The sequence below is a fragment of the Microvirga sp. genome, from assembly GCF_014699075.1.
In the GTDB taxonomy this organism is placed as follows: Bacteria; Pseudomonadota; Alphaproteobacteria; order Rhizobiales; family Beijerinckiaceae; genus Microvirga.
The window spans coordinates 18,270-38,825 of sequence record NZ_JACXAB010000037.1 but is presented as its reverse complement, the minus strand read 5'-3'; the positions used below and the strand labels follow the sequence as shown (position 1 = coordinate 38,825).

20 protein-coding genes and 1 pseudogene are annotated in these 20,556 nt (G+C 59.7%); 12 read left to right on the top strand and 9 right to left on the bottom strand.

What is annotated here, in order from left to right; genetic code table 11:
* Positions 1-135 precede the first annotated feature (135 nt).
* A complete protein-coding gene (locus IC232_RS25355) occupies positions 136-348 on the bottom strand; it encodes a tripartite tricarboxylate transporter substrate-binding protein (RefSeq protein WP_190847735.1) in 213 nt (70 codons plus the stop codon).
* A gap of 361 nt (positions 349-709) precedes the next feature.
* Between IC232_RS25355 and IC232_RS25350 the strand changes: the two genes are divergently transcribed.
* The 3 genes from IC232_RS25350 to IC232_RS25340 are packed head-to-tail and all read left to right on the top strand — an operon-like array spanning position 710 to position 2,641.
* The gene (locus tag IC232_RS25350) at positions 710-1,501 is read left to right on the top strand and encodes a DUF4158 domain-containing protein (protein WP_190847734.1); all 792 of its coding nucleotides are present in this window, start codon (positions 710-712) and stop codon (positions 1,499-1,501) included.
* 3 nt (positions 1,502-1,504) lie between these two features.
* A complete protein-coding gene (locus IC232_RS25345; protein ID WP_190847733.1) occupies positions 1,505-1,891 on the top strand; it encodes a hypothetical protein in 387 nt (128 codons plus the stop codon).
* A 36-nt stretch (positions 1,892-1,927) separates the two neighbouring features.
* Positions 1,928-2,641: an IS6 family transposase gene (locus tag IC232_RS25340; protein ID WP_210335503.1), complete on the top strand. Its 714-nt coding sequence runs from the start codon at positions 1,928-1,930 to the stop codon at positions 2,639-2,641.
* A gap of 396 nt (positions 2,642-3,037) precedes the next feature.
* On the opposite strand, the gene IC232_RS25335 is transcribed toward IC232_RS25340, so the two are convergent.
* Complete coding sequence (locus IC232_RS25335; RefSeq protein ID WP_190847731.1) at positions 3,038-3,625, bottom strand: helix-turn-helix domain-containing protein; 588 nt, start codon at positions 3,623-3,625, stop codon at positions 3,038-3,040.
* Between the two features lie 193 nt (positions 3,626-3,818).
* Between IC232_RS25335 and IC232_RS25330 the strand changes: the two genes are divergently transcribed.
* Together IC232_RS25330 and IC232_RS25325 are read left to right on the top strand one after the other, a co-directional pair.
* Complete coding sequence (locus IC232_RS25330; protein ID WP_190847741.1) at positions 3,819-4,313, top strand: fasciclin domain-containing protein; 495 nt, start codon at positions 3,819-3,821, stop codon at positions 4,311-4,313.
* 90 nt (positions 4,314-4,403) lie between these two features.
* Positions 4,404-4,850, top strand: coding sequence for a response regulator (locus tag IC232_RS25325; RefSeq protein WP_190847730.1), 447 nt, complete (start codon positions 4,404-4,406; stop codon positions 4,848-4,850).
* 204 nt (positions 4,851-5,054) lie between these two features.
* Here IC232_RS25325 and IC232_RS25320 read toward each other — a convergent pair whose 3' ends face one another.
* The gene (locus tag IC232_RS25320; RefSeq protein ID WP_190847729.1) at positions 5,055-5,843 is read right to left on the bottom strand and encodes an outer membrane protein; all 789 of its coding nucleotides are present in this window, start codon (positions 5,841-5,843) and stop codon (positions 5,055-5,057) included.
* A gap of 484 nt (positions 5,844-6,327) precedes the next feature.
* Positions 6,328-7,029 (bottom strand): annotated as a pseudogene (locus IC232_RS25315) (IS6 family transposase).
* 41 nt (positions 7,030-7,070) lie between these two features.
* On the opposite strand from IC232_RS25315, the gene IC232_RS25310 reads away from it, so the two are divergent.
* From IC232_RS25310 to IC232_RS32585, 3 genes are all read left to right on the top strand, one after another.
* Positions 7,071-7,943 (top strand): tyrosine-type recombinase/integrase, encoded by an 873-nt coding sequence (locus tag IC232_RS25310; RefSeq protein ID WP_312895233.1) that lies wholly within the window; start codon positions 7,071-7,073, stop codon positions 7,941-7,943.
* 115 nt (positions 7,944-8,058) lie between these two features.
* Positions 8,059-8,766, top strand: a complete 708-nt coding sequence (locus tag IC232_RS25305; protein ID WP_190847728.1) for a hypothetical protein — start codon at positions 8,059-8,061, stop codon at positions 8,764-8,766.
* A 682-nt stretch (positions 8,767-9,448) separates the two neighbouring features.
* Complete coding sequence (locus tag IC232_RS32585) at positions 9,449-12,196, top strand: DNA translocase FtsK (protein ID WP_246812401.1); 2,748 nt, start codon at positions 9,449-9,451, stop codon at positions 12,194-12,196.
* 49 nt (positions 12,197-12,245) lie between these two features.
* On the opposite strand, the gene IC232_RS25295 is transcribed toward IC232_RS32585, so the two are convergent.
* Positions 12,246-12,887 (bottom strand): hypothetical protein, encoded by a 642-nt coding sequence (locus IC232_RS25295; protein WP_190847727.1) that lies wholly within the window; start codon positions 12,885-12,887, stop codon positions 12,246-12,248.
* A 219-nt stretch (positions 12,888-13,106) separates the two neighbouring features.
* On the opposite strand from IC232_RS25295, the gene IC232_RS25290 reads away from it, so the two are divergent.
* The 4 genes from IC232_RS25290 (at position 13,107) to IC232_RS25275 (ending at position 16,057) form a co-directional block, all read left to right on the top strand.
* Entirely contained in the window at positions 13,107-13,499 is a 393-nt protein-coding gene (locus IC232_RS25290; RefSeq protein ID WP_190847726.1) for an MbcA/ParS/Xre antitoxin family protein, read from the top strand.
* A gap of 2 nt (positions 13,500-13,501) precedes the next feature.
* Positions 13,502-14,182: an RES family NAD+ phosphorylase gene (locus tag IC232_RS25285; protein ID WP_190847725.1), complete on the top strand. Its 681-nt coding sequence runs from the start codon at positions 13,502-13,504 to the stop codon at positions 14,180-14,182.
* A gap of 352 nt (positions 14,183-14,534) precedes the next feature.
* Entirely contained in the window at positions 14,535-15,545 is a 1,011-nt protein-coding gene (locus tag IC232_RS25280) for a Gfo/Idh/MocA family protein (RefSeq protein ID WP_190847724.1), read from the top strand.
* A 371-nt stretch (positions 15,546-15,916) separates the two neighbouring features.
* A complete protein-coding gene (locus IC232_RS25275) occupies positions 15,917-16,057 on the top strand; it encodes a hypothetical protein (protein ID WP_190847723.1) in 141 nt (46 codons plus the stop codon).
* Positions 16,058-16,099: 42 nt separating this feature from the next.
* Here IC232_RS25275 and IC232_RS25270 read toward each other — a convergent pair whose 3' ends face one another.
* The 4 genes from IC232_RS25270 to IC232_RS25255 form a co-directional block, all read right to left on the bottom strand.
* Positions 16,100-17,263 carry a hypothetical protein gene (locus IC232_RS25270; protein WP_246812400.1) on the bottom strand — a complete coding sequence of 388 codons (1,164 nt, stop codon included), beginning with the start codon at positions 17,261-17,263 and terminating at the stop codon, positions 16,100-16,102.
* A 71-nt stretch (positions 17,264-17,334) separates the two neighbouring features.
* The gene (locus IC232_RS25265; protein WP_409564969.1) at positions 17,335-18,171 is read right to left on the bottom strand and encodes a carbohydrate ABC transporter permease; all 837 of its coding nucleotides are present in this window, start codon (positions 18,169-18,171) and stop codon (positions 17,335-17,337) included.
* Positions 18,172-18,203: 32 nt separating this feature from the next.
* Positions 18,204-19,091, bottom strand: coding sequence for a carbohydrate ABC transporter permease (locus IC232_RS25260; protein WP_190847739.1), 888 nt, complete (start codon positions 19,089-19,091; stop codon positions 18,204-18,206).
* Positions 19,092-19,161: 70 nt separating this feature from the next.
* Positions 19,162-20,478 carry an extracellular solute-binding protein gene (locus IC232_RS25255; RefSeq protein ID WP_190847721.1) on the bottom strand — a complete coding sequence of 439 codons (1,317 nt, stop codon included), beginning with the start codon at positions 20,476-20,478 and terminating at the stop codon, positions 19,162-19,164.
* Positions 20,479-20,556 lie beyond the last annotated feature (78 nt).

Below are 20,556 nucleotides of genomic sequence, written 5' to 3'. Positions count from 1 at the left end.
TGACTGCACCCGCCCCGCTAGGCCGAAACGTCAACAACAATCACATTGCCAAACGGGCGCCATCCAGACATGACAACGCCCGCCAGTGAGGATGGACTGTCACTGCAGCTCAAGGAGCTTCTAGCGCGTGGCTGCCTACTCTAGTTTTGCGCCCGAGGCGGTGACGAGATTCTGGTGCTTCTCCAGGTCCGCCTGAAAGAACTTTTCGGCTGTCGCAGGATCGCTTCCGATGATTGTTACGCACTGAGTGGCAAAGTACTCTTTCACTTTCTGGGTCTCGAGAGCTGCCTTGGCCTGAAGGGAAAGTTGATCAACAATCAGCTTCGGCAGACCAGCAGGGCCGATCATCGCAATTCAGGCATCGAAGCTGTAGTTCTTAAGTCCGGTCTCCGCCAGAAGTCGGAACGTCGGGTAGTGAACCGCGCCGAGTTTTCCGGAGGCTGATTGGCTTGAATATTAGGGGTTGGAACAAGAACTGCTTCCAAACACACGCTAAGCTAGAACGGACCAGGAACTCCCCTCTGTTCGGGCTACGCGCCCCCTCCCCGTTTGACCAACCAAGATCAGACAGTTCCTCTAAACCATCATGGTAACTCTATTCAGAACGTAATGTGTGGACAGATCAAGCGCCGGCTGTACCGAGCAGAAAGATCCCGCACCTTTGCTCCAGGCCACGGAAGCGGTGGGCAACAAGCGCGGGGGATGAAGGATGACACGCCGGAAGCTTCTGAGCCCTGAGGAGCGTCAGGCGCTGCTTGGCATTCCAGACGACGAGGCCAGCCTGATCCGGCACTACACTCTGTCGCCGCAGGATCGCCTCCAGGCTGAGGTCCGAAGGCGGGCCCACAATCAGCTCGGCTACGCGGTCCAGCTCTGCCTCATGCGCTATCCTGGCCGGATCCTCGGGGTCGACGAGAGCCCACCCGCCGCCATGGTGGCCTACGTGGCCGAGCAACTGGAGGTCGACCCCGGTGTCTTTGCCCTCTACTCCCGTCGCTATCACACCCGTTTCGATCACAGTCGCCGCCTGACGCAGTATCTGGGCGTCCGGACTGCGACACGCGAGGATCGGCGTGCGGCTCTGACAGCTGCGATCAATGCGGCCATGGCAACAGATCAGGGACTGCCGATCGCAACCGCCGTCGTCAATGCGTTCCGGGAACGCGGTGCCCTGCTGTTGCCGGACGGTGCGCTCGAAACGATCGGCATCGCTGGCCGCGCCATTGCCCGCCAGCGAGCCGAAGCTGCAATGCTGGAGGGATTGTCGGCGGATCAGCTCGACAGCCTTGATGCCCTTCTAACGGTCGATCCAGCGATCCAGCAGACCGGGTTCAGCTGGCTGCGCACGGCGCTGGATGCACCCGGCTCCGAGAATCTGATCGGCCTCATGGACCGTCTCGCCTTCATCCGCTCTATGATCGTGGATCCGCAGCGGCGTGAGCGGATCCATCCTGAGCGCTGGACCCAAATCGTCCGTGAGGGTGACGCCGCACCAGCGTAGCTCGTGGCCGACTTCAACGCCAAGCGGCGGCGAGCTACGATCGTTGCGCAACTGATCTCACTCGGGGAACGGTTGACCGACAAAGCGATCACGATGTTCAACAAGCTGATCGGCCGGCTCTTCGCGCGAGCTAACATGCGCCGCAAACAGAAGTACGCCGATACGAGGCAAGAGACTACCAAGGCGCTGCGCCTGTTCCGCGACACCTTGCGAGCTCTCGTCATCGCGAACGATACAGGCTGGAATGCCATCGATGTCCTCGACGATAAGATCGGATGGCATCGGCTGCTCGAAGCCAAACCCGAAGTCGAAGCGATGGTGCAGGATGCTGATCCCGATCCGCTTCTCCTGGCCGGGTTCTGTTGCAGCTTTGAAGCTTTCCCGGCCTGAGCTACGACAGGAGGAAGCTGAGAGGGGTTGGCGGTGATGCAAGGTAACAAGAACCCGTTCAAGGGTCGGCAATTCACGGCGGAGATCATTCTGTGGGCGGTGCGCTGGTACCTGCAGTTCCCTATCAGCTATCGCGACCTCGAGCACATGCTCTGCGACCGTGGTGTCCACGTCGACCACAATACCCTGTTTCGCTGGATCCAGGCCTACGCACCGGAACTGGACAAACGCATCCGTCGGCATGTCCGCATGACGAACGGCTCCTGGCGCGTGGACGAAACATACATTCGGGTGAAGGGAGAATGGGTTTATCTCTACCGCGCTGTCGATGCTTCCGGGCAGACCGTTGATTTCCTGCTCTCGCCCAAACGGGATGCGGTGGCGGCCCGGCGGTTCTTCCGCAAGGCGTTAGGGCAGCCACACACCGTTAATCCGCGAACCATTACGGTCGACAAGAACGCCGCCTATCCAATCGCGACGAAGGCTATGAAACGTGCCGGAGAGCTCTGGCGTTTCGCCAAACTACGGCAGGTGAAATTTCTGAATAACATTGTCGAGCAGGATCACCGTCGCATCAAGCGGTTAGTCAGAACCGGGCTGGGGTTCAAGAGCTTCATGACAGCCTCACGGACAGTCACGGGCTACGAGGCCATGGCGATGATCCGCAAAGGACAGGTTGTCCGTGCCCCAGCGAATGACATGGGCACGCAGCGCGACTTCATTGCAGCTTTCTTCAGAACGGCCGCCTAACCTGAGGCCCGTTCCCGTTCGCGTGCGACCTATGTCAGGGTTTGCAACGGAACCGTTCGGACCCCGCCCTTCCGCCGTGGGCAAGCCATCGCGAAAGCGCACGATCCGCAGAACCGATGATAGTCCTCCATCGGTCATCTTGGAATCGAGATTCCATAGAACTGCCACAATCATCCATGCCCGGACTTGCACTTACAGATCGGATTGTCTCAGCAGGAGCGCGTGGTTCGGTGAAGGTCTGCATGAGTCCGTTTCTGAAGTCTTCCTGTCGTTCAGGAGCGTCAGGTGTTCTCACCTCAATCAGACCTCGGGCCCAGAAAACTCGGCGCGGTTCATTTGGGAAGGCTCCGTCATCTGACGAGTCAGTGATACAGCGAATTTGAGCGGCCAATAAACCTACTTGGGCACCGTTACCACAATTGCTGAGCATTCGGAGGTGCCCTCTCCCCGATAGCTGTGCGGCGCACCCGAATCGAAATACATGGCATCGCCTTTCTCCAGAACGACATCATCTCCAGCAATGCCGACAGCAAGCCGTCCCTTGAGCACATAGATCAGTTCCGCTCCAGCGTGCTGGTGCGCCTCAGACGCGTCTGATCGCGAGGGGAACTCTGCATAGAATGCCTGAAGTTTGCGGTCGGTGACCGGAAAGTCGAGGCTCTCAAAGAAGTAAGACGGGATAGCGTCCCCAGCCTGATCTGGCAGGCGGAGCCGATCCTTCTTCCGGACAACTGCAATGGTTGGCCGCTCCGATGCCTCAACAAAGAAGTGCTCCAGCCCGACGCCGAACACCATGGCAATGCGCAGCAGCGTCGGCAGCGTAGGAAAAAGCTGACCACGCTCAATCTTCGAGAGCATGGCGGGTGAGAGGCCGGTGTGCTCCCCAAGCTGCACGAGGCCGAGCTTCTTCTTCAAGCGGAGCGTTCGGATTTTGGCACCGATCCTGTACCGCTCCAGCCCAGCAGTGAGGGTATCCGACAGCATGGCCGCACTCCATTTTCTTCAGGATCAACTGAATACCCATATGTTTTACCAGGGCGATAATCAATATTCGCCACACGAAATAGTGAGTTGTAAGAAAATCAATTTGATCCACGTTCAACTCCTGAGAGCCATCGTGGTGGTCTCATCGGTTGCCGCAAGGGACCGTCCAAACCCACGCATAGGAGCACGAGCCATGAAATTCGAGATTGCAAATCTGGCTTTCGCCGCAATAGCTACGCTTGGTGTGGCGGCTGGCGGGGCAACCGCTGCCCACGCAGCTGAACAGGACATCGTTGATACAGCCGTCGCGGCGGGCCAGTTCAAGACTCTGGCGGCTGCGCTGGGTGGAGCCGGTCTCGTGAGCACCCTCAAAGGTGCAGGGCCTTTCACCGTCTTCGCTCCGACTGACGCGGCATTCGCCAAGTTGCCTGCCGGAACGGTCGAGGACCTGCTGAAGCCGGAGAACAAAGACAAGCTGACCGCCATCCTGACCTATCACGTGGTCCCCGGACGCGTGATGGCGGCTGACGTTGGCAAGGTGCAAGAAGCCAAGACGGTCAACGGTAAGATGTTGATGGTGAGCACCAAGGGCGGCGGGGTCATGATCAACGACGCCAAGGTCACTGCCACCGACATCACCGCAACGAACGGCGTAATCCACGTCATCGACAGCGTGATCCTCCCGTAAACCAACTAATAGGATTGGCTGGAGCGCCACTTCGGCGCTCCAGCCATGGCATCGCGCTACGACTGCCCTCCGGCGCAAGGAGCCGTCAGAATGGCCAACGCACCAGTGGAACCCATGTCCACCATGATTGCACACACATCTGTTCAGCCCTACTGCGTGATCATCGAGGATCAGGCCCTCATCGCCATGTCCTTAGAGGCTTATTTTGAGGATGTCGGCTTTGCGGTGCATACGTTGACCTCAATTGCGCAAGCACAAGCATGGCTGAAGGACAACACACCCGAACTCGCCATCTTGGATTTCATGCTCAGGGATGGCCCAGCAACACAGGTCGCAGGCGAGCTTCATAGTCGCGGCGTTCCGTTCATCGTTTACTCGGGATACGCCCGACATCTTGGGGTTCCAACCGAACTGCAAGAGGTGCCGTGGCTTGAAAAGCCTACCCGCCGTGAAGACTTGTTGAACGCGCTTGTTGCGTTACCGCCCAGGAGCACATCCATTGCTGCTCTAAGCCCTCCGCCATCGGCACAGAACTGACCGAACTGGTATTGAGTCTTGGTGACTCTCCGGGGCTCAAGATACGAAGCTTCATGTGAAACGCTCTGCTTTTGATCGGAGCCGTTCTCCGCAGCAGGATCATCCCACGGCGCAGCCTTCAAATCCGCATCAGTCTTTGCGCTGCAAGCAACAAAAAAGGCCCGGTTGCCCCGAGCCTCTTCACCTGCTGTAGATACGGTGATCTTAGTAGGTGCCGAACTTGAAGTTCAGCTTGGCGCGCGCCACGAAGAAGTCCTGCTCGTCATTGTTCTGCGGCAGGAACACATTGACCGGCGCTCCGCCAGCCGGCGTAAAGGTCCCGATTGGGCCGTCGTTATCATCGTCTTGATCGATGCTGACCCACAGACCTTCCAGACCAACGGTGACGGCTGAGGAGCCGAACCAGTTCACCGGCAGAGCCCACTCGACACCACCACCGGCCGTCCAGCCGGTGTTGTCCTCGGTGTAGGCCAGACCACCCGTGGCGTAGATCAGGAACTGGTTGACGGCGACACCGGCACGCAGGCGCACCGTGCCGAACCAATCAGCCGAGTCCTCGAACTCGCCGGGCACAAACGTCGCTCCAGGAGCGAACCCGGGGCCCGGGATGAACACCGCATCGTTGTCGTCGGTCGCGATCGCCTGGATGTCGGCCTCGACACCGATCACGAACGAGCCGATCTGGTAGTTGTAGCCGATCTGGCCGCCGCCGAGGAAGTTGCCGTCGTCCCCATTGCCGAAGTTCAGCGTGCCTCCTACCAGGCCGGTTGGAATGCCGGGGCCGGTCAGGATCACGGCTTCATCGTCGTCGTCACGCCAGCCCCAACCGAGGTTGCCACCGACGTAGAAGCCGGTCCAGGTGAAGACCGGAGCCGCCGCAATGATTGGCGCCGGAGGAGCCGCACGCATCGGAAGATCGGCTGCGGACGCGGCAGACACAGCCGCCGTTGAGATGGCCGTTGCGGCCAGCAAATTAAGAAGACGGGTTTTCATGAGCAATCCCCTATGGGCGATGAGCCACACGGGCAGAGTATGGGGCTATAGCCAAGAATGACTATAGCAAAGATACAACACCGCGCAGATTTACAGTTTTGCGTCAGCCTCGCTGTCGTGAATACATGCCTAAAATCTTGCGAATACATTGCTCGATTTGACTCAACAGCGGCCGCATGCCCTACTGGTCATGTTTTCGGGTGAGCGCCCGAAGGCGAGGAGAAGAACTCAACCCTGCCCCGCAACGGGCAGGGTTTTTTCATCGCAATCTGGTTCCAACTGCCCAGTGATATGAAGGGTGTTCTGCGAGTTACATATTGTGGATCGCGATCCCTGCCCCGCCGGTGGGCCGCTGTTGACATGAAGCGAGACCAGAAGACTGTATTTGCAGGTGAACGATAATGTGGAGCGCAGTGTCTGGGGGCGGTGTTGTCACATTAAACAGCATCAGGCGCATTAAGGCCACCTTAGTCGCCGGATAGGCTCAAGCAGGAATGTTGGCCGCAGACTTCCATTCCACCATGGCGTTGAGGCGGTGAAGGTGGGTAGCGCGAGCAGAGCGGCGGGAGCCGGGTGGAACGAAGAGATTGCGGACGGCAGAGAAGACACTGACGAACCGCTGCAGGTGCCTGGACGATCGAAAGCCCTGCATCGCCCGCTCTCGCCGGCGGAACGGCAGATGCGAATTCTCTGCCCGGTTGTTGAGCCCTTTGTGCGAGCGGTGCTCGACTTGTGGCATGATCTGCCGCCGGGCCGCAGCATAAGATCCGAGCTTGTCGGTGATCATCTGTCGTGGAGGGCAGCCCTGCCTGCGCAACAGACGTTTCAGCAAGCGCTTGGCGGCCTTGGTGTCGCGGCGCGTCTGCACGACCTCATCGAGTACGTATCCGTCCTGATCAACGGCGCGCCAGAGCCAGTGCTTCTGGCCAGAGATCGTGACTACAACCTCATCCAAGTGCCAGATGTCGCGATGGTTTGGCCTCTTGCGCCTGAGGCGGCGAGCGTACGTGAGCCCGAACTTCAGGGCTCAGCGGCGCACCGTCTCATAGGACACAACGATGCCGCGCTCAAGCAACATCTCCTCGATCAGCCGCAGGCTCAGAGGAAACCGGAAGTACAACCAGACCGCATGAGCGATGATCTCGGGCGGAAAGCGATGGTGTTTGTAGCTGACGGGCTTGCTCATACCGGCTTGTCTACACGCCGACCTCTGATACTCGGGTTAATGTGACAGCACCTCTCAACTGTTACCTCGCCTGGCTCGATGAGAACAGCCTCGGCCTGGACGAGGTCGGACTGGAGCAGATCCGCGACTACATCGCCGCTGTCGACGGGTGCGGCTATGCCGGCTCAACCATCGCCCGCCGCATCACGGTCGTGCGTGGCCTGCACAAGTTCCTGATCGCCGAGGAACTCGGCTCCCGTGATCCCACAGCTCATCTGGCGGCCATGAAGCGGTCACGCAAGCTGCCCTTCGTCCTGTCCGTGGCCGAGACCGAAGCGCTGCTGGAGACGGCTCATCGGCTGGCGGCCGATCCCTCGGTCGGCCTCTACCGGCAGGCGGGCTATGCCCGGCGCGCTGCCTTGTTCGAGACGCTGTATGCCTCCGGCATGCGCATCAGCGAGGCGCTGTCGCTGCCCTCCGATGCCGCCCCTGCGGGCACCCGGATGCTGCTGGTGCGTGGCAAGGGCGACAAGCAGCGCCTCGTACCGCTGCACGAGCGGGCGATCGAGGCCCTCGCCCTTTGGCAAAAGCTGGCTCGCGCCTGTTCCGGCGGAGCGCCCTCGCCGTGGCTGTTCCACTCGGTGCGCAATGGAGCCAAGGCTCTGACACGCCAAGCCGCCCTGCTGGAGATCAAGGAGGTAGCGGTCACGGCCGAGCTCTCCAGCCCCGAGCGGGTGTCACCGCATGTGCTGCGCCATGCCTTTGCCACCCACATGCATTCCGGCGGCACCGACCTGCGGGTGCTGCAGGAGCTGCTCGGCCATGCCGGTATCGAGACCACCCAGATCTACACCCATCTGGACACCTCCCGCCTCCATCAGATGGTCCGCGACCTCCACCCACTGAATGAGGAGGAACGCACCGCCGCTGACTGAGCAACTGGAGCGCGACAGATCTCAATCTCTGAACTGCTATGGTAAACAATTGTAAACAGGTTCGAGCAGACCATGTGCCCTGCGTTTCATAGTCATATTTTTTGCAGGTACTCCGATGAAGAATGCTCGATGCTTCCTTGTTTCTCCGTGCATCGCTCGCCTCATTGCGAGAGAGCGAGGAGTCGACCGTCAGATCGTTGAGGGCCATCTCTCGTCCCAGCCTGGCAAAGACCAGTTCATCCGCCTGGAAGCTGGTCAAGCTCACTTTGTCTTGTCAGCACAGGATCCAGCAGGGGACGTAGTAGAAAGATTAGCCCCGCTGCCACAGGAGCATGCTGAGGCGCTGTTTAGCCTCTGCATCGGGCAGATCTCCTATGATCGCCTCCATCTGCCTTCTCAAAGCGGACTGAGCCACAGGATACAGCTTGATCGTGTTGTTTATCCCAGCAGCCTTGATCTTATCACTGTTGAGTTTGCTGATTCCCAGCAGGCAGAGGCCTTTCAGGTTCCAACTTGGTTTGGACCCGAGGTGACCAGTGAGTTCACGTATGAGTGGCGCTATATTGCGTTGAATGGCCTGCATTCGGCCTCTGACGTGCCGCTCTCCAGCCAGCAGGTCGAAGCGGTGCTCGATATGCTGGATCAGTCCCGGCCAGCTAGCAAAGCAACCAACACGTCGGCTGCTGACGACGTCATTGTTGCTCTCAGCCGTTCACTTGAGACGTCAGGCCTCCTGAAGGCAGCAAAAGAAACCGCCCTTCCTCCAGAGACAGAGCCTCTCGCTCAAGAGCCTCGTGAACCGATGAAGAAGACAGCCCAATGACCTGAAGCTGCAACAGGCAAATAACAGAGCGCTGCCATGGTCAGGCGGCGCTCTGTTATCGATTCTGTCGCGGCTCTGGCTTTGAACCGAAGCATGCACGAGTGATTTAGAACGGCCTTGTTGCCGTAACCTGGAAAGCTCATACCGGGTGACGTGGCGTTCTGGAGCGATGCTCCCATCAGCACGTCGCGTCAGCTTGGATAAAGAAAAAGCCTCTCACGGTGGGGTGTGAGAGGCTTCAACAGTCCCGAAGGCCGCGGGCCACAAGGATCTTCGTAGCGGTTCAACTCCACCCGAAAGCCCCGGCTTCTGCGACAGAACGGCAGGAGACGGACCGAGTGCAAGGTTCGAAGCGTGAGAGAGCAGAAACATCATCTTCACGGATGCTCCGCAGGAAAGTTCCACCTTTGGAAGCGGGTCGCCTGGGGGTGCTCCTGACCATACGCAATAACCTGGTGTTTACTGGGGTCGTCCAGAGTGTCGGGCAGCCGAGACGGCGCAACCGTTGAATTCATGAGCTCTGTTTGTATCCATGCGTAAGCACTTCATGCCGAACGACTATTTACCCTCTTCGATCCGGACAGATGAGAGCTTGCAGAAGAAGCAACATGAAGGAGGTGCCTCGTTCTTTCAGGATGCTGACAATAGCCCCAGTACCAAGTGGGAGGAGCCGTGGTTGGCCATGGGTCAGACCGAGCCAGGCTGGTGGAGAGCCTTCGCTATTGATCACGGCGTGCGGTCCACGCGTACGCCGGACAAGCTCATCCGGAAGCCGCAGGAGACGAACGTCTTTGACCTGCCCACCGGTGAGCCGATGGAGGCGGGGCGGCTGGCTGAGGTGGCGATGAACAAGCCCAAGGAGGAAATCCACAAGCGGATCGAAAAGCTACGTGCCGCTCTTGAGGTTCCTCCCCTTGGCGCCTTTGCTCCCAGAGCAACCAACCCGCCTCCCATCGCGGCGGCTCCGCCGCAGGCCGCCGTTCGGGAGGTTGCAGCTGTCGAGGCAGTGATGTCCGAGAAAGTCGATGCGAGGATGGCAGAGGCCGCTCAAATCGTTCCAGAGGCGATTGGCGCGGATCCCCTGCCCCATGCTGAACCCCCGGTGGTCTCCCTCCTTCTGCCACAGATGGCGATGTTCATGCCCTCCGCCTTCCAGGCCACACTGTACCGCATCGACGTCTCCGTGAAGCGTCCTCTGCTTTCGTTGCCAGACGAGGATCAGGGGCAGCCAGTGGAGCCTAATGCGGCTGCGGAACTCCAAGATGTTAGGTACGTGCAGGCCTCCAGGACGGAACGGCATGCAGCCATTGCGGAAGGCGCGCCGGTACGGAAAACTGAGAAAGGCATCGAGGCAGCGGAGTCGATCGAGGCCATCGAAGCCGTGGAGGTGAACGAGGCCCCTGCTGTAGCCGAACTGACGGCTGGTCCCGAGGCGGCTCAAGTGCCTGTCGAGGATCTCGACCTCGGCTACCTTGGCCTTTATGGCGAGCTTGTCGCCCCCGTCTCGGGCTTGCGCAAAGTCGAGATCCAGGAGGCTCCAGGTTCTATCGCTCCTGCACTAGCCATCGAAGCAGTCGCCCCGGAAGCGGTTGATCATGTGGAGGATCTTGCTCCGACCGAAGTAAAGGAAGAGGCTTTGGACCGCGTCGAGGCCGTCCAGGACGCGCCCTTGGAGCCTGTCGAAGCGGCGGCTGAAAACCCAGACGTAGAGCACGTAGAGGTTATTGAGAGCCAAGGTGCGACCGGTCTTGAGTCGGACGAGTCCTGCGTCGCAGAAGAGGTGTGGGATCCAGAGGTCAATGCAGTCGAGCACGCGGAGACTGCCTCATATAAACCCGACGAGGTTTCGCCTCTGGCCGGCGACGAGGTCACGCTCCTTCCTGCGCCTGTTACGCCTGAACGTTCCAAGTTCCGTGCCTACGAACTGCCTGGTATTGAGCTGCTCGGACGGCCGCCGGAACCCAACGGGCCCGTCCTCACCGAGGACATTCTCGAGGAAAGAGCGGGTAGGGTCGAAAAGGTCATTCGTGACTTCGGCGTGAAGGGCGAGGTTATTCATGTCCATCCGGGCCCGGTGGTCACGCTCTATGAGCTGGAGCCCGCGCCCGGCGTCAAATCCTCCCGCGTCATTGCGCTCTCGGAGGATATCGCCCGCTCCATGAGTGCGGTCTCCGCCCGCGTGGCTGTGATTCCGGGACGTAATGCCATTGGTATCGAGCTGCCGAACGAGGTCCGCGAAACTGTCTATTTGCGCGAGATGCTCGAAGCCGCCGACTTCAAGGCATCGACCCAGAAGCTCCCGCTGTGCCTCGGCAAGACCATCGGCGGCGAGCCGGTGATCGCCGATCTCGCCCGCATGCCGCACCTGCTGGTGGCCGGCACCACCGGCTCGGGCAAGTCCGTCGCAATCAACACCATGATCCTGTCCTTGCTGTATCGCTTCACGCCGGAGCAGTGCCGGCTGATCATGGTCGACCCCAAGATGCTGGAGCTCTCCGTCTACGACGGCATCCCGCACCTGCTCACCCCTGTTGTGACCGACCCGAAGAAGGCCGTGGTGGCGCTGAAATGGGCCGTGCGCGAGATGGAGGACCGCTACCGCAAGATGTCCAAGCTGGGCGTGCGCAACATCGACGGCTTCAACGCCCGCGTGGTGGAGGCCAAAGCCCGCGGCGAGACCATCACCCGCACGGTGCAGACCGGCTTCGACCGGGAGACCGGCGAGGCGGTGTACGAGGACGAGGTGATGGAGCTCGATGCGCTGCCGTACATCGTGGTGATCGTCGACGAGATGGCCGACCTGATGATGGTGGCCGGCAAGGAGATCGAGGGCGCCATCCAGCGCCTGGCCCAGATGGCCAGGGCTGCCGGCATTCACGTGATCCTGGCCACGCAGCGGCCGTCTGTGGACGTGATCACCGGCACGATCAAGGCGAACTTCCCCACCCGGATCTCGTTCCAGGTCACGTCGAAGATCGACAGCCGCACGATCCTGGGCGAGATGGGCGCCGAGCAGCTCTTAGGCCAGGGCGACATGCTGTACATGGCGGGTGGTGGGCGGATCACGCGCGTGCACGGGCCGTTTGTCTCAGACGTGGAGGTCGAGAAGGTGGTCAACTACCTCAAGTGCCAGGGCGAACCGGTCTATCTCGATGCCGTCACGGCCGATGACGAGGAGCCCGAAGAGATGGAGGTTCATGAACTGGCGGCCGAGGAGGATATCGGGCTTGCGTCGGCTGATGCCTACGAACAGGCTGTCGGCATCGTACTGCGACACAGGAAGGCCTCGACGAGCTACATCCAGCGCCGTCTGCAGATCGGCTACAACCGCGCCGCCTCGCTCATGGAGCGCATGGAGCAGGACGGGATCGTCGGCCCGGCCAATCATGCCGGCAAGCGAGAGATCCTGCACGGCGGGTTCGAGGACTAGGACGATTGAGCGGTCTTCTTCCCGGCATGCGGCAAATGGGGGCTTCCCTCTAGGGCTTCAACTTCTCAGAGATGGCGGAGTGCAGGCCCTGGAGCCATACGGCGATGTCCGACGAATAATGCGCCACCTCCATGATGAGCAGCGCAAGGTCTTCATCCGACGAGACCCGGGCACCCTTTACTCCTGAGAGGAACTTCATGACCTCTCTATCGCGCGTAGGTTCCGTAGGGTCTGCGACCCAGCCGATGCTGGCCTTGTTGATAGCCAGTTTGAAATGCTCCCCGCTCTGGAAGCGGGCATCGATAAGCCACCCGTTTCCACTCGGGCTCAGGTCTACGACGGTGAGTGATGGAGGTTTCACGTCGACCTCGGGCGCAAGGTGCTTATCAGACACCTCCAGCACCTCCCGCAGCCCCTGAATGAACTGTTCCACGCTCATCGCGGACCGAGCCAGCGTTTCGATTCCATAGATGACCTGGTTGAGGCTGGTGAACGGATAACCCGGTTCGCCCACCCGGTCGGAGCTCCAATGGAAGAGAGACGACAGCCTCTCGGCGATTTCCTTGTCATCGGGAGCCACGCTGACGCTCTTGCCATTCCTGTCGGCTGTCATCGTCAAGGTACTGCCACCCGGGAACATGATCCGAAGCATGAGGACGTCGCCATCGATGACCTTGGTTGTGAGTGCCACCGAATTCCTCCTTTCCCTAGCTGGGTTCTGACAGCGACGGTATACCCATCAAGCGGAGCCGCAGACAATATGGCTCATCTTGAGATCCCGTGGCTGGCTCCGATGCAAGCCGGGATGCGTAGGGAACGATAATGTGAAGCTGGCAGGAACCGCTTTCGCCTTGATAAGTTGTCCATTTGTGGCATTATAGAGCAGAATGTCCACAAATGGACGAGACTCATGGTTGCCTTAAGAGCCGAAAGCACACCACGCCCTAACAAGGCTGGTCCCGGACTTCGGACTTTTTTCCGCATCGCCGATGCCTGGAAGCTGACCTCGGCCGAGCAGATGGTTGTTCTTGGTCAGCCGCCTCGATCAACCTTCTACAAGTGGCGTGATCGGCCCGATGAGGCCTCTCTGTCGCGGGATACCTTCGAACGCCTGTCCTACATCTTTGGCATCTATCGCGGCCTCCAGATCCTTCTCCCAAACGAGCAGGCTGCGGATGCTTGGGTAAAGAAGCCGAATACCGCCCAGCCCTTCAATGGCCGCTCGGCGCTTGACGTGATGCTGGGTGGGAATGTTGCCGATCTTCATCTCGTCCGCCGCTACATCGATGCCCAGCGAGGCTAAGGGTGATCCCAACGTCTGCTGTCCGATGGCTCCCCTGCTACCGGATCATCCCGAGCCGTTTTCCGCCGATCAACCTGTTCGAGCGGGTCACTGATCCTGCCGATCTCGAAACGGTGCTCGATATCGAGAGCATGACCAATGATCGGTTGCGGGATGAGGTGGGCGCTCTCAACCTTGTCCCTCCGGAAGACCGGATCAGCGGCCCTGGCACCAGCCCGATCATGGCGGCGTTCACGCACCTGCCACCTTACGACAGCCGCTTCACCGATGGCAGCTTCGGCGTGTTCTACGCGGGCCGGACCCTCGACACCTCCATTGCCGAAACCACGCACCACCGGGAGGCCTTTCTGCGCGCAACGAGTGAGCCCAGGATTGAGCTCGATATGCGGGTGTATGCCGTTGATCTCGATACGATGCTGCACGACATCCGAGGAATGAAAGACACTATGGCGGAAGTCTATGACCCGAGCAGCTACGCTGCGTCGCAGGCTCTTGCGATTGAGTTCCGGACCAGTGGCTCCTCTGGGCTTGCGTATGACAGCGTCCGCAATCCGGATGGTGAATGCGTAGCCATCTTCAAGCCCCGGGTTCTGTCGAACTGCCGCCAGGAGCGGCACCTGACCTATGTCTGGGATGGCAGTTCGATCAGCACCGTTTACGAGAAGCGAGATCTCAACCTCTAGCCTCTGCCCGGGCAGGGCTGCAATGGCGGCGAGGTCCTCAAGAAACGAAGCTCCAGAATGAGCTTTTGCGGCCATACGGCACCATCGAACTGCGCAAATACGTTGATCTCGATGGAAGACCCGGGTCAGATCACCTCCTCGTCGTGGATCGGACGGGCACCCGTCACATCGATTGCAGTCAAGAGCCGCTGACCTATTTCTGGAACTTCGTCGCCGACGTGGGATGTCGCTCGAAATCCGCCATGAAGCAAGCCCATGTCTTTTCGGTATGCCGCCTTGCGCTGAAGGCTTAAACGAATGCCGAGCGGCTTCACGGACCCGGACGACCCACTGACAGAAGGCTCCCTCATCCATGAAGAAGATCGGTTTAGCTATCATCGGCCTCGGGCCCGCATCGCAACCACATTCGAAAAGCCTCCTCGACCTCTCGGATCGGATCGACGTTCACTGGGCGGCCAGCCGCTCACCCGAGCGCATTCAGTCCTATCAGCAACAGTTTCCCTTTCGTACGACGACCGATCTCGACGCCGCTATCCAGGACCCGGCCGTTAATACGGTCCTGGTCCTCACGCCCCCGAGTAGCCACCTTGAGTTGTCGGAACGCTGCTTTGCGGCAGGAAAGCATGTTTTGGTGGAAAAGCCTCTGGAACTCACCCTCGACCGAGCCGAGCGGCTCGTTGCTGCAGCACAGGCGGCGGGCGTCACATTCGGGGTCGTCCTCCAGCAGCGGTTCAGGCCCGGCAGCCTCAGACTGCGGCAGGCGCTCCTTAGGGAAGAGATCGGCACGGTTCAGGCGGGTTTCCTATCCGTGCCGTGGTGGCGCCCGCAGAGCTACTACGATGAACCCGGACGTGGCACCCTGGCTCGGGACGGCGGCGGCGTTCTCCTGACTCAGGCCATCCACTCTCTCGATTTGTTCCGATCGCTGGTCGGCGTCTCAAGCGTCATAGCAGCCGATGTGCGGACGACCGATCTTCACCGCATGGAGACCGAGGACTACGTCTCGGCACTCCTGCGACTGGGCAATGGGTCGCCGGGAACTCTGATGGCAACAACGGCAGCCTATCCTGGGCATCCTGAGCGAATCGATGTCATTGGCACGAAGGGTTTTGCATCACTCGTAGGAGGAACGCTGCGCTTGTCCTTCCTGGACGGGCGAGAGGAAACCGTTGAAGCCGAAGGTCCGACGGGGAGCGGAGCAAGCATTATGGATTTCCCTCATGATGCACATCGAGCCCTCATCGCTGATTTCGTGGATGCCATTCAGGGTCGACGCCAGCCCACCGTGTCAGGCGAGGAGGCCTTGGCGAGCCAGCGCCTGGTCTCGGCAGTGCTTGCTGGCGGGAAGGGCGTACAGCGTTGACAGATCAAATGATCTAAGTGCCAGGGTCTTCGCCGATGTCAATGCCGATCCGCGGTTCAACAAGAAGGCGGGCAACAGTCCGATCCTGATCATTGCGAGGACGAGCGACGCTGTGGCATTCCGGAATATCAGCCGGCAGCCATCTGGCGTGACGCGGACGGCTCCACAGTTTGTTGCCAACTGTGCGTGCCTTCCAGCCGGGAGGCCGACTTCTGGCGCGCAGACGAGTGCCAAACTCCCGCAGTCGCGGGGTAAGCTGATATTTACGCGTCCGCGCTCAATGGCCGCGTTTGACCCTGGTCATGTCAAAATGCAGGCAGCGGGATAGCGCAGGCAGTAGTAGGATTGCCCAGCCTTGTTTGGGGGGGCCGATGAGACGCTTTGTCGAAGGCGTGGATCGCGGCCATACCAACCTGTTTGCCGAAAGCCTGGACGACTGGCTTGATGAGAGTAAATCAGTCTGTGTCATCGGCACTTTCGTCAACTCGCTCAATCTGGGGGCGCTGGACTGAGGTGGCGTCGTTCCCGAGACGCAACTCGAAAGAGCCAATACTCTACATCGTGGCTTTAGGGTAGTCAGGCTGGGTCAAGACCCAGTCGGCCGCATGAATAGCGGCCAGAAGGCTTAATCCCGTGTGATAGCCAGGATCAAGGTCGGGCGTCGCCGGGACGAAATCAACCGGTCCATCCCTGGTTAAGGTCTGATAGGCCAAGCCACCCCGCCAGTAGTGTGTGAAGAACGCATGATCGGCTTGCTCCCATATGCGCAGGACCTCGCCGTCACCCGTCGCGGCGAAGCACAAGGCGGCAGATCGGATTGTCTCGGGCAGAGACCACCAGGGGAAGTAAGGACTCAAGCAATTGCCTGTTGCGGCTGAAACCGATAGGCAAAGGCCGGGTTCAACGAAGCCGCGACTGAAGGAGGAGTGGAGCACAGACTGAAGCTGTTTCACTAAAGCGGGTTCGGCGCTGCCCTGCAGATGGTCTAGTGCGAAGCCTACGAACTCGATACCATGCCCCACATTGCAGACATCCGACCCCGGGACGTTGCGTAAAAGACCGCTCTGCGGGTCAAAATAATGTTTGAGAATATGGGCGATGAAGCGATCAGCGAATGCTGAGTGCTCACTCCGCCCAACGCGGTGAAGGAGGCCCGCCGCGCCAAGAAGGATCATCCGCGGACCGAAATCCTCAGGCTCATCTAAAGCCGCGCGGGGCGAGAGGTGACGGCGCTCGTCCATCTGGAACCGCCGCTGTTCGATCGCATCGACCACCCCAGCTAGGTAAGTGAGATGCTCCGGAAGGTCCGCCGGAGCATAGCGTGCTGCCCCGGCGATGAGGCCCTTAGCAAAGAAAGCATCGGAATAGGTGAACACTCCGTCAGCAGTAGACTGCCGGTGCAGCACGCCGTCGGAACTCAGATAGACAGGGTTCAGGTCGCGGTCGTAGCAGAAATAGCCGTGTCCATCGCGGCGCTGCAGATCCCGGAGTGCATGATACAGAGCGAGACCTGCCTCATCGAGTCCTGCGGCCAGGGTGGGCTCCTCCGTCTCGAAAAACTCCGCATGTGTTGCGACCGCCTCAAGGCCCCGCCCCTGGATCCAACCGTAGAGGTAGGAAGGTCCGCGTAATCCATCTGCGTCTCCATAGTCCGAGAGGCTCAGACTGTTGACCTTGGTGTTGAGGAAAGCACCGGCAAGGCGTGGGCGCGGAATCATCCAGCGTAGGGTCGCCGCATTTGCCTGACTGTACCGTGTGCGTGCATCCGCGAGAGAGAAACTCGGTCTTATCATTCCTTCAAACCCGTGCTCGCCACGCCCTGAACGAAGTTCCGGCGCAGCAGGACGAACAGTGTGATACTCGGAATGAGGACCAATGCGGAGGCCGCGCTCAACCGTCCAAGATCAACCGTGAAGCCGGTCTGAAATAGAGCAAGCCCCACCTCGATCGTGTAGCTGTCCCGGGTCGTTGCTACGATCAAAGGCCATGCGAAGGCAGTCCAGGCCTGGAAAAAGGCCAGCACCCCAAGGGCTCCGAGAGCGCCGCGCAGGAGCGGCAGCACGATACGCCAGAAGATCCAGAACTCTCCGGCACCATCGATCCGGGCAGCTTCGAGCAGCTCGTCTGGGATCGACTGGATGACATTCTGTCGGATGAGGAAGATGCCGAAGCTCATCACCAGATAGCCCAGTAGCAATCCCCAGGTGGTGTTGAGGACACCAAGCGCTTTCGCCTGGAAATAGAGCGGGATCATGTAGACCTCGAACGGCACAATGGCCGTGGCGAGGATAATGGCGAAGAATACGTTGAACGCGCGGTAGCGGAACTTGCCCAGAATATAGCCGGAAATCGAAGAGGTCGCCAGAATGCAGACGGTAGATAGAACTGAGAACAGGATGCTGTTTCCGATCCAGCGCAGCAGCGGGGTGTCGCCAAGCACTGCCTTAAAGTTTGCCACTGTCGGATCATCTGGAATGACAGTTGGCGGCCAAGCCAGCATTTCCTGCGGCGTCTTAAAGGCATTGGAGACGAGGAATACCAGCGGCAGGATCATCAGCAGGCACGTGGCCGTCAGCACCACATCGATCATGAGGTTGACCAAGCGCTCTTTCGTACGCATGGACATGCCGCGGCTCGCAGCGTTTTCGGGGAGCGGTTTCATCGGACACCTTTCTCCCGTAGCAGTCTGAATTGAATCAAGGTCAGGACCAGAACGATCGCCAGCAGAACAACCGCCTCGGAGGCAGCATAGCCGACGCGGTAGTTGCGAAAGCTGTTCTCCAGCATGTCGAGTACCAGAACGCGCACCTGCCGGCCTGGAGCACCCTGAGCGTCAGAGGCCAAGACGAAGGCCTGGGCATAGACGTTGAAGCCGGACACCAGCGTAACGACCGAAACATACAGCGTAATCGGCTTGAGCAGGGGAATCGACAAATACCAAAAGCTCTGGGGGGCCGAGGCACCATCGAGCTTGGCAGCCTCGTAGAGGGAGATCGGCAGGCTCTTGAAGCCCACAAGATAGATCATCACCGCATAGCCCAATGCCTGCCAGGAGCAGAGGACGATGATGCACACAACTGACAGAACCGGATCAAAGAGCCAAGCCTTCGGCGCGAAGCCGAACGTCGTGAGAAGAGCGTTCAAAGGGCCGAGGCGGGCATCGAAGATCCACTTCCACGCCATGGCAGCCGGCACAAGCGAAACGACATGCGGAATGAAAATTGCCGTCTCGTAGAAACCGGCAAAGCGCGAGCGGGTGCGGTGATAGATGAGAGCGGCCAGCACCAATGCAAGCGGGATAGTGATGAGCAGAACGCCGAATGCGATGATGGTGGTGTTAAGGAGCGCCTCCCGGAACAGCGGGTCTCCGGTAAGTTCCTCGAAGTTTGCAAGGCCGATGAATGGCTTGTTCTTCGATAGAATATCCCATTTGTGCAGGCTCAGGCGCAACGTGTCGGCGATAGGATAGATCCGGACATAGGCGAAGATCGCCAAAGTCGGCAAGATCGCGAGGAGTGCGAACATCCATCTCTTGCGCTGCACCAGGGTACCTCCTCAGACTGCGTCCGGTGCGCGAGCGCGCACCGGACGGCGCAAGACCAAACGGCGTAGGAGGTTACTTCCCAAGAAGACCTTCGCGGCGGAGGATCTGATTGGTCTCGTCCGCAGCCGACTTGAGGAAGGCGTCGATGGCCGCATCATCCTTGGCCAGCGACGCATTGCGGAAGGCATTGGTGAGTTGGGCGGCTAAGCGCGTCAGCACCTCCTCGATCGGGCCGATTGAGGGCAGCGTGAAGAACTTGTAGTCCTTCGGGTAGTTCACGAAGGCGTTGAACGCCGGGGTTGCGCTGGTCACGCTGGAATAGTCGACTCCGGAGCGGTTCGGCAGCCAGCCGACATTCTTGAGAAGCCATGTCAGGTTCTCGGGCTCGTTGGTGGCCATGACGAAGTCCCAGGCCGCTTTAGCGTCGGTGCCTTCAGCCTTCACATAGAGATTGGTCGGCAGGGCAATAGAGCCACGTGGCAGCGGAGTGGTAGCATAGTTGAGGTTAGGCGCCTTGGAGGCGATGTCACCAATTACCCAGGACTCGCGGATAAACATGGCGGTCTGACCGCGCTCAAAAGCCTCTGCATCGGCCGGCATCTCGGGCGTAACCGTCTTGAGAACATGTACGTTCTGCAGGTACTGCTTGAGTGTCGCGCGACCAGCCTCGTTGGCGTAGTTGGCACGCCACTTGCCGTCGGCTGCCGGCTCGAGCACGGAGCCGCCATACTGGAACAGATTGATCCAGAACTTCTCAGCGATGCCCTGCCCGCCGCCGGTGAGGCGCAAACTCCAGCCGGACACGGTCGGATTGCCGTCAGGGCCGCGCTTGGTCAGCTTCTCAGCATATTGTGTGTACTCCTCCATGGTCTTGGGCGGTGTCGTCAACCCGGCCGCCTTGAACATGTCGGTATTGTAGAACAACGCAGCCTGCCCACGAAACAGGGGCACGCCATAGACTGCGCCCTCATAGCTTGCGTTCAACGTGAAGAACTCGTCGAAATTGGCCTTGTCCTTTACGAAGCTGGCCACCGCGTCAGGAGCCTTAGGCAAAAGATCGTTCTCGAGATAGCGGCGAACAGTGGAGCCCTGGAGCTCGATAACGGTTGCACTGGCTACACCGGACGTGAGGCCCAGCGCGATGCGCTTCTCATGCTCGCGAAGAGCGATAGCCTCAACCTTGACATTGAGGTTTGGATGCTTGGCCTTGAGGCCTTGCGCCACGTGCTCGTAGAACGGCGCCATTTCCGGATAGCCGCTCCAGACGGTGACGGTCTGGGCTGAGGTGGCAGAAAGCCCGGCCAGCATGGACGCTCCCAAGGTCGAGCCGAGCAGAGCGACGCGAGCAGAGTGCCGCTTCAGTGAAGTCGTGGTGGCAGATTTCAGCATGTCGATCCCGTTCCTCTGGTTTTGATGGTGTCGAAGCTGGTAGTTGGCAGGTTGTCATGCAACCGGTTGCGGGTCAAG

Coding starts and splice junctions, on each gene's coding strand:
- IC232_RS25335 (WP_190847731.1), bottom strand. CDS start 3,625: ATGCTGTCGGATACCCTCACTGCTGGGCTGGAGCGGTACAGGATCGGT.
- IC232_RS25275 (WP_190847723.1), top strand. CDS start 15,917: ATGAGACGCTTTGTCGAAGGCGTGGATCGCGGCCATACCAACCTGTTT.
- IC232_RS25290 (WP_190847726.1), top strand. CDS start 13,107: ATGGTTGCCTTAAGAGCCGAAAGCACACCACGCCCTAACAAGGCTGGT.
- IC232_RS25325 (WP_190847730.1), top strand. CDS start 4,404: ATGGCCAACGCACCAGTGGAACCCATGTCCACCATGATTGCACACACA.
- IC232_RS25355 (WP_190847735.1), bottom strand. CDS start 348: ATGATCGGCCCTGCTGGTCTGCCGAAGCTGATTGTTGATCAACTTTCC.
- IC232_RS25330 (WP_190847741.1), top strand. CDS start 3,819: ATGAAATTCGAGATTGCAAATCTGGCTTTCGCCGCAATAGCTACGCTT.
- IC232_RS25280 (WP_190847724.1), top strand. CDS start 14,535: ATGAAGAAGATCGGTTTAGCTATCATCGGCCTCGGGCCCGCATCGCAA.
- IC232_RS25340 (WP_210335503.1), top strand. CDS start 1,928: ATGCAAGGTAACAAGAACCCGTTCAAGGGTCGGCAATTCACGGCGGAG.
- IC232_RS32585 (WP_246812401.1), top strand. CDS start 9,449: ATGGGTCAGACCGAGCCAGGCTGGTGGAGAGCCTTCGCTATTGATCAC.
- IC232_RS25265 (WP_409564969.1), bottom strand. CDS start 18,171: ATGTCCATGCGTACGAAAGAGCGCTTGGTCAACCTCATGATCGATGTG.
- IC232_RS25255 (WP_190847721.1), bottom strand. CDS start 20,478: ATGCTGAAATCTGCCACCACGACTTCACTGAAGCGGCACTCTGCTCGC.
- IC232_RS25350 (WP_190847734.1), top strand. CDS start 710: ATGACACGCCGGAAGCTTCTGAGCCCTGAGGAGCGTCAGGCGCTGCTT.
- IC232_RS25305 (WP_190847728.1), top strand. CDS start 8,059: ATGAAGAATGCTCGATGCTTCCTTGTTTCTCCGTGCATCGCTCGCCTC.
- IC232_RS25320 (WP_190847729.1), bottom strand. CDS start 5,843: ATGAAAACCCGTCTTCTTAATTTGCTGGCCGCAACGGCCATCTCAACG.
- IC232_RS25270 (WP_246812400.1), bottom strand. CDS start 17,263: ATGATTCCGCGCCCACGCCTTGCCGGTGCTTTCCTCAACACCAAGGTC.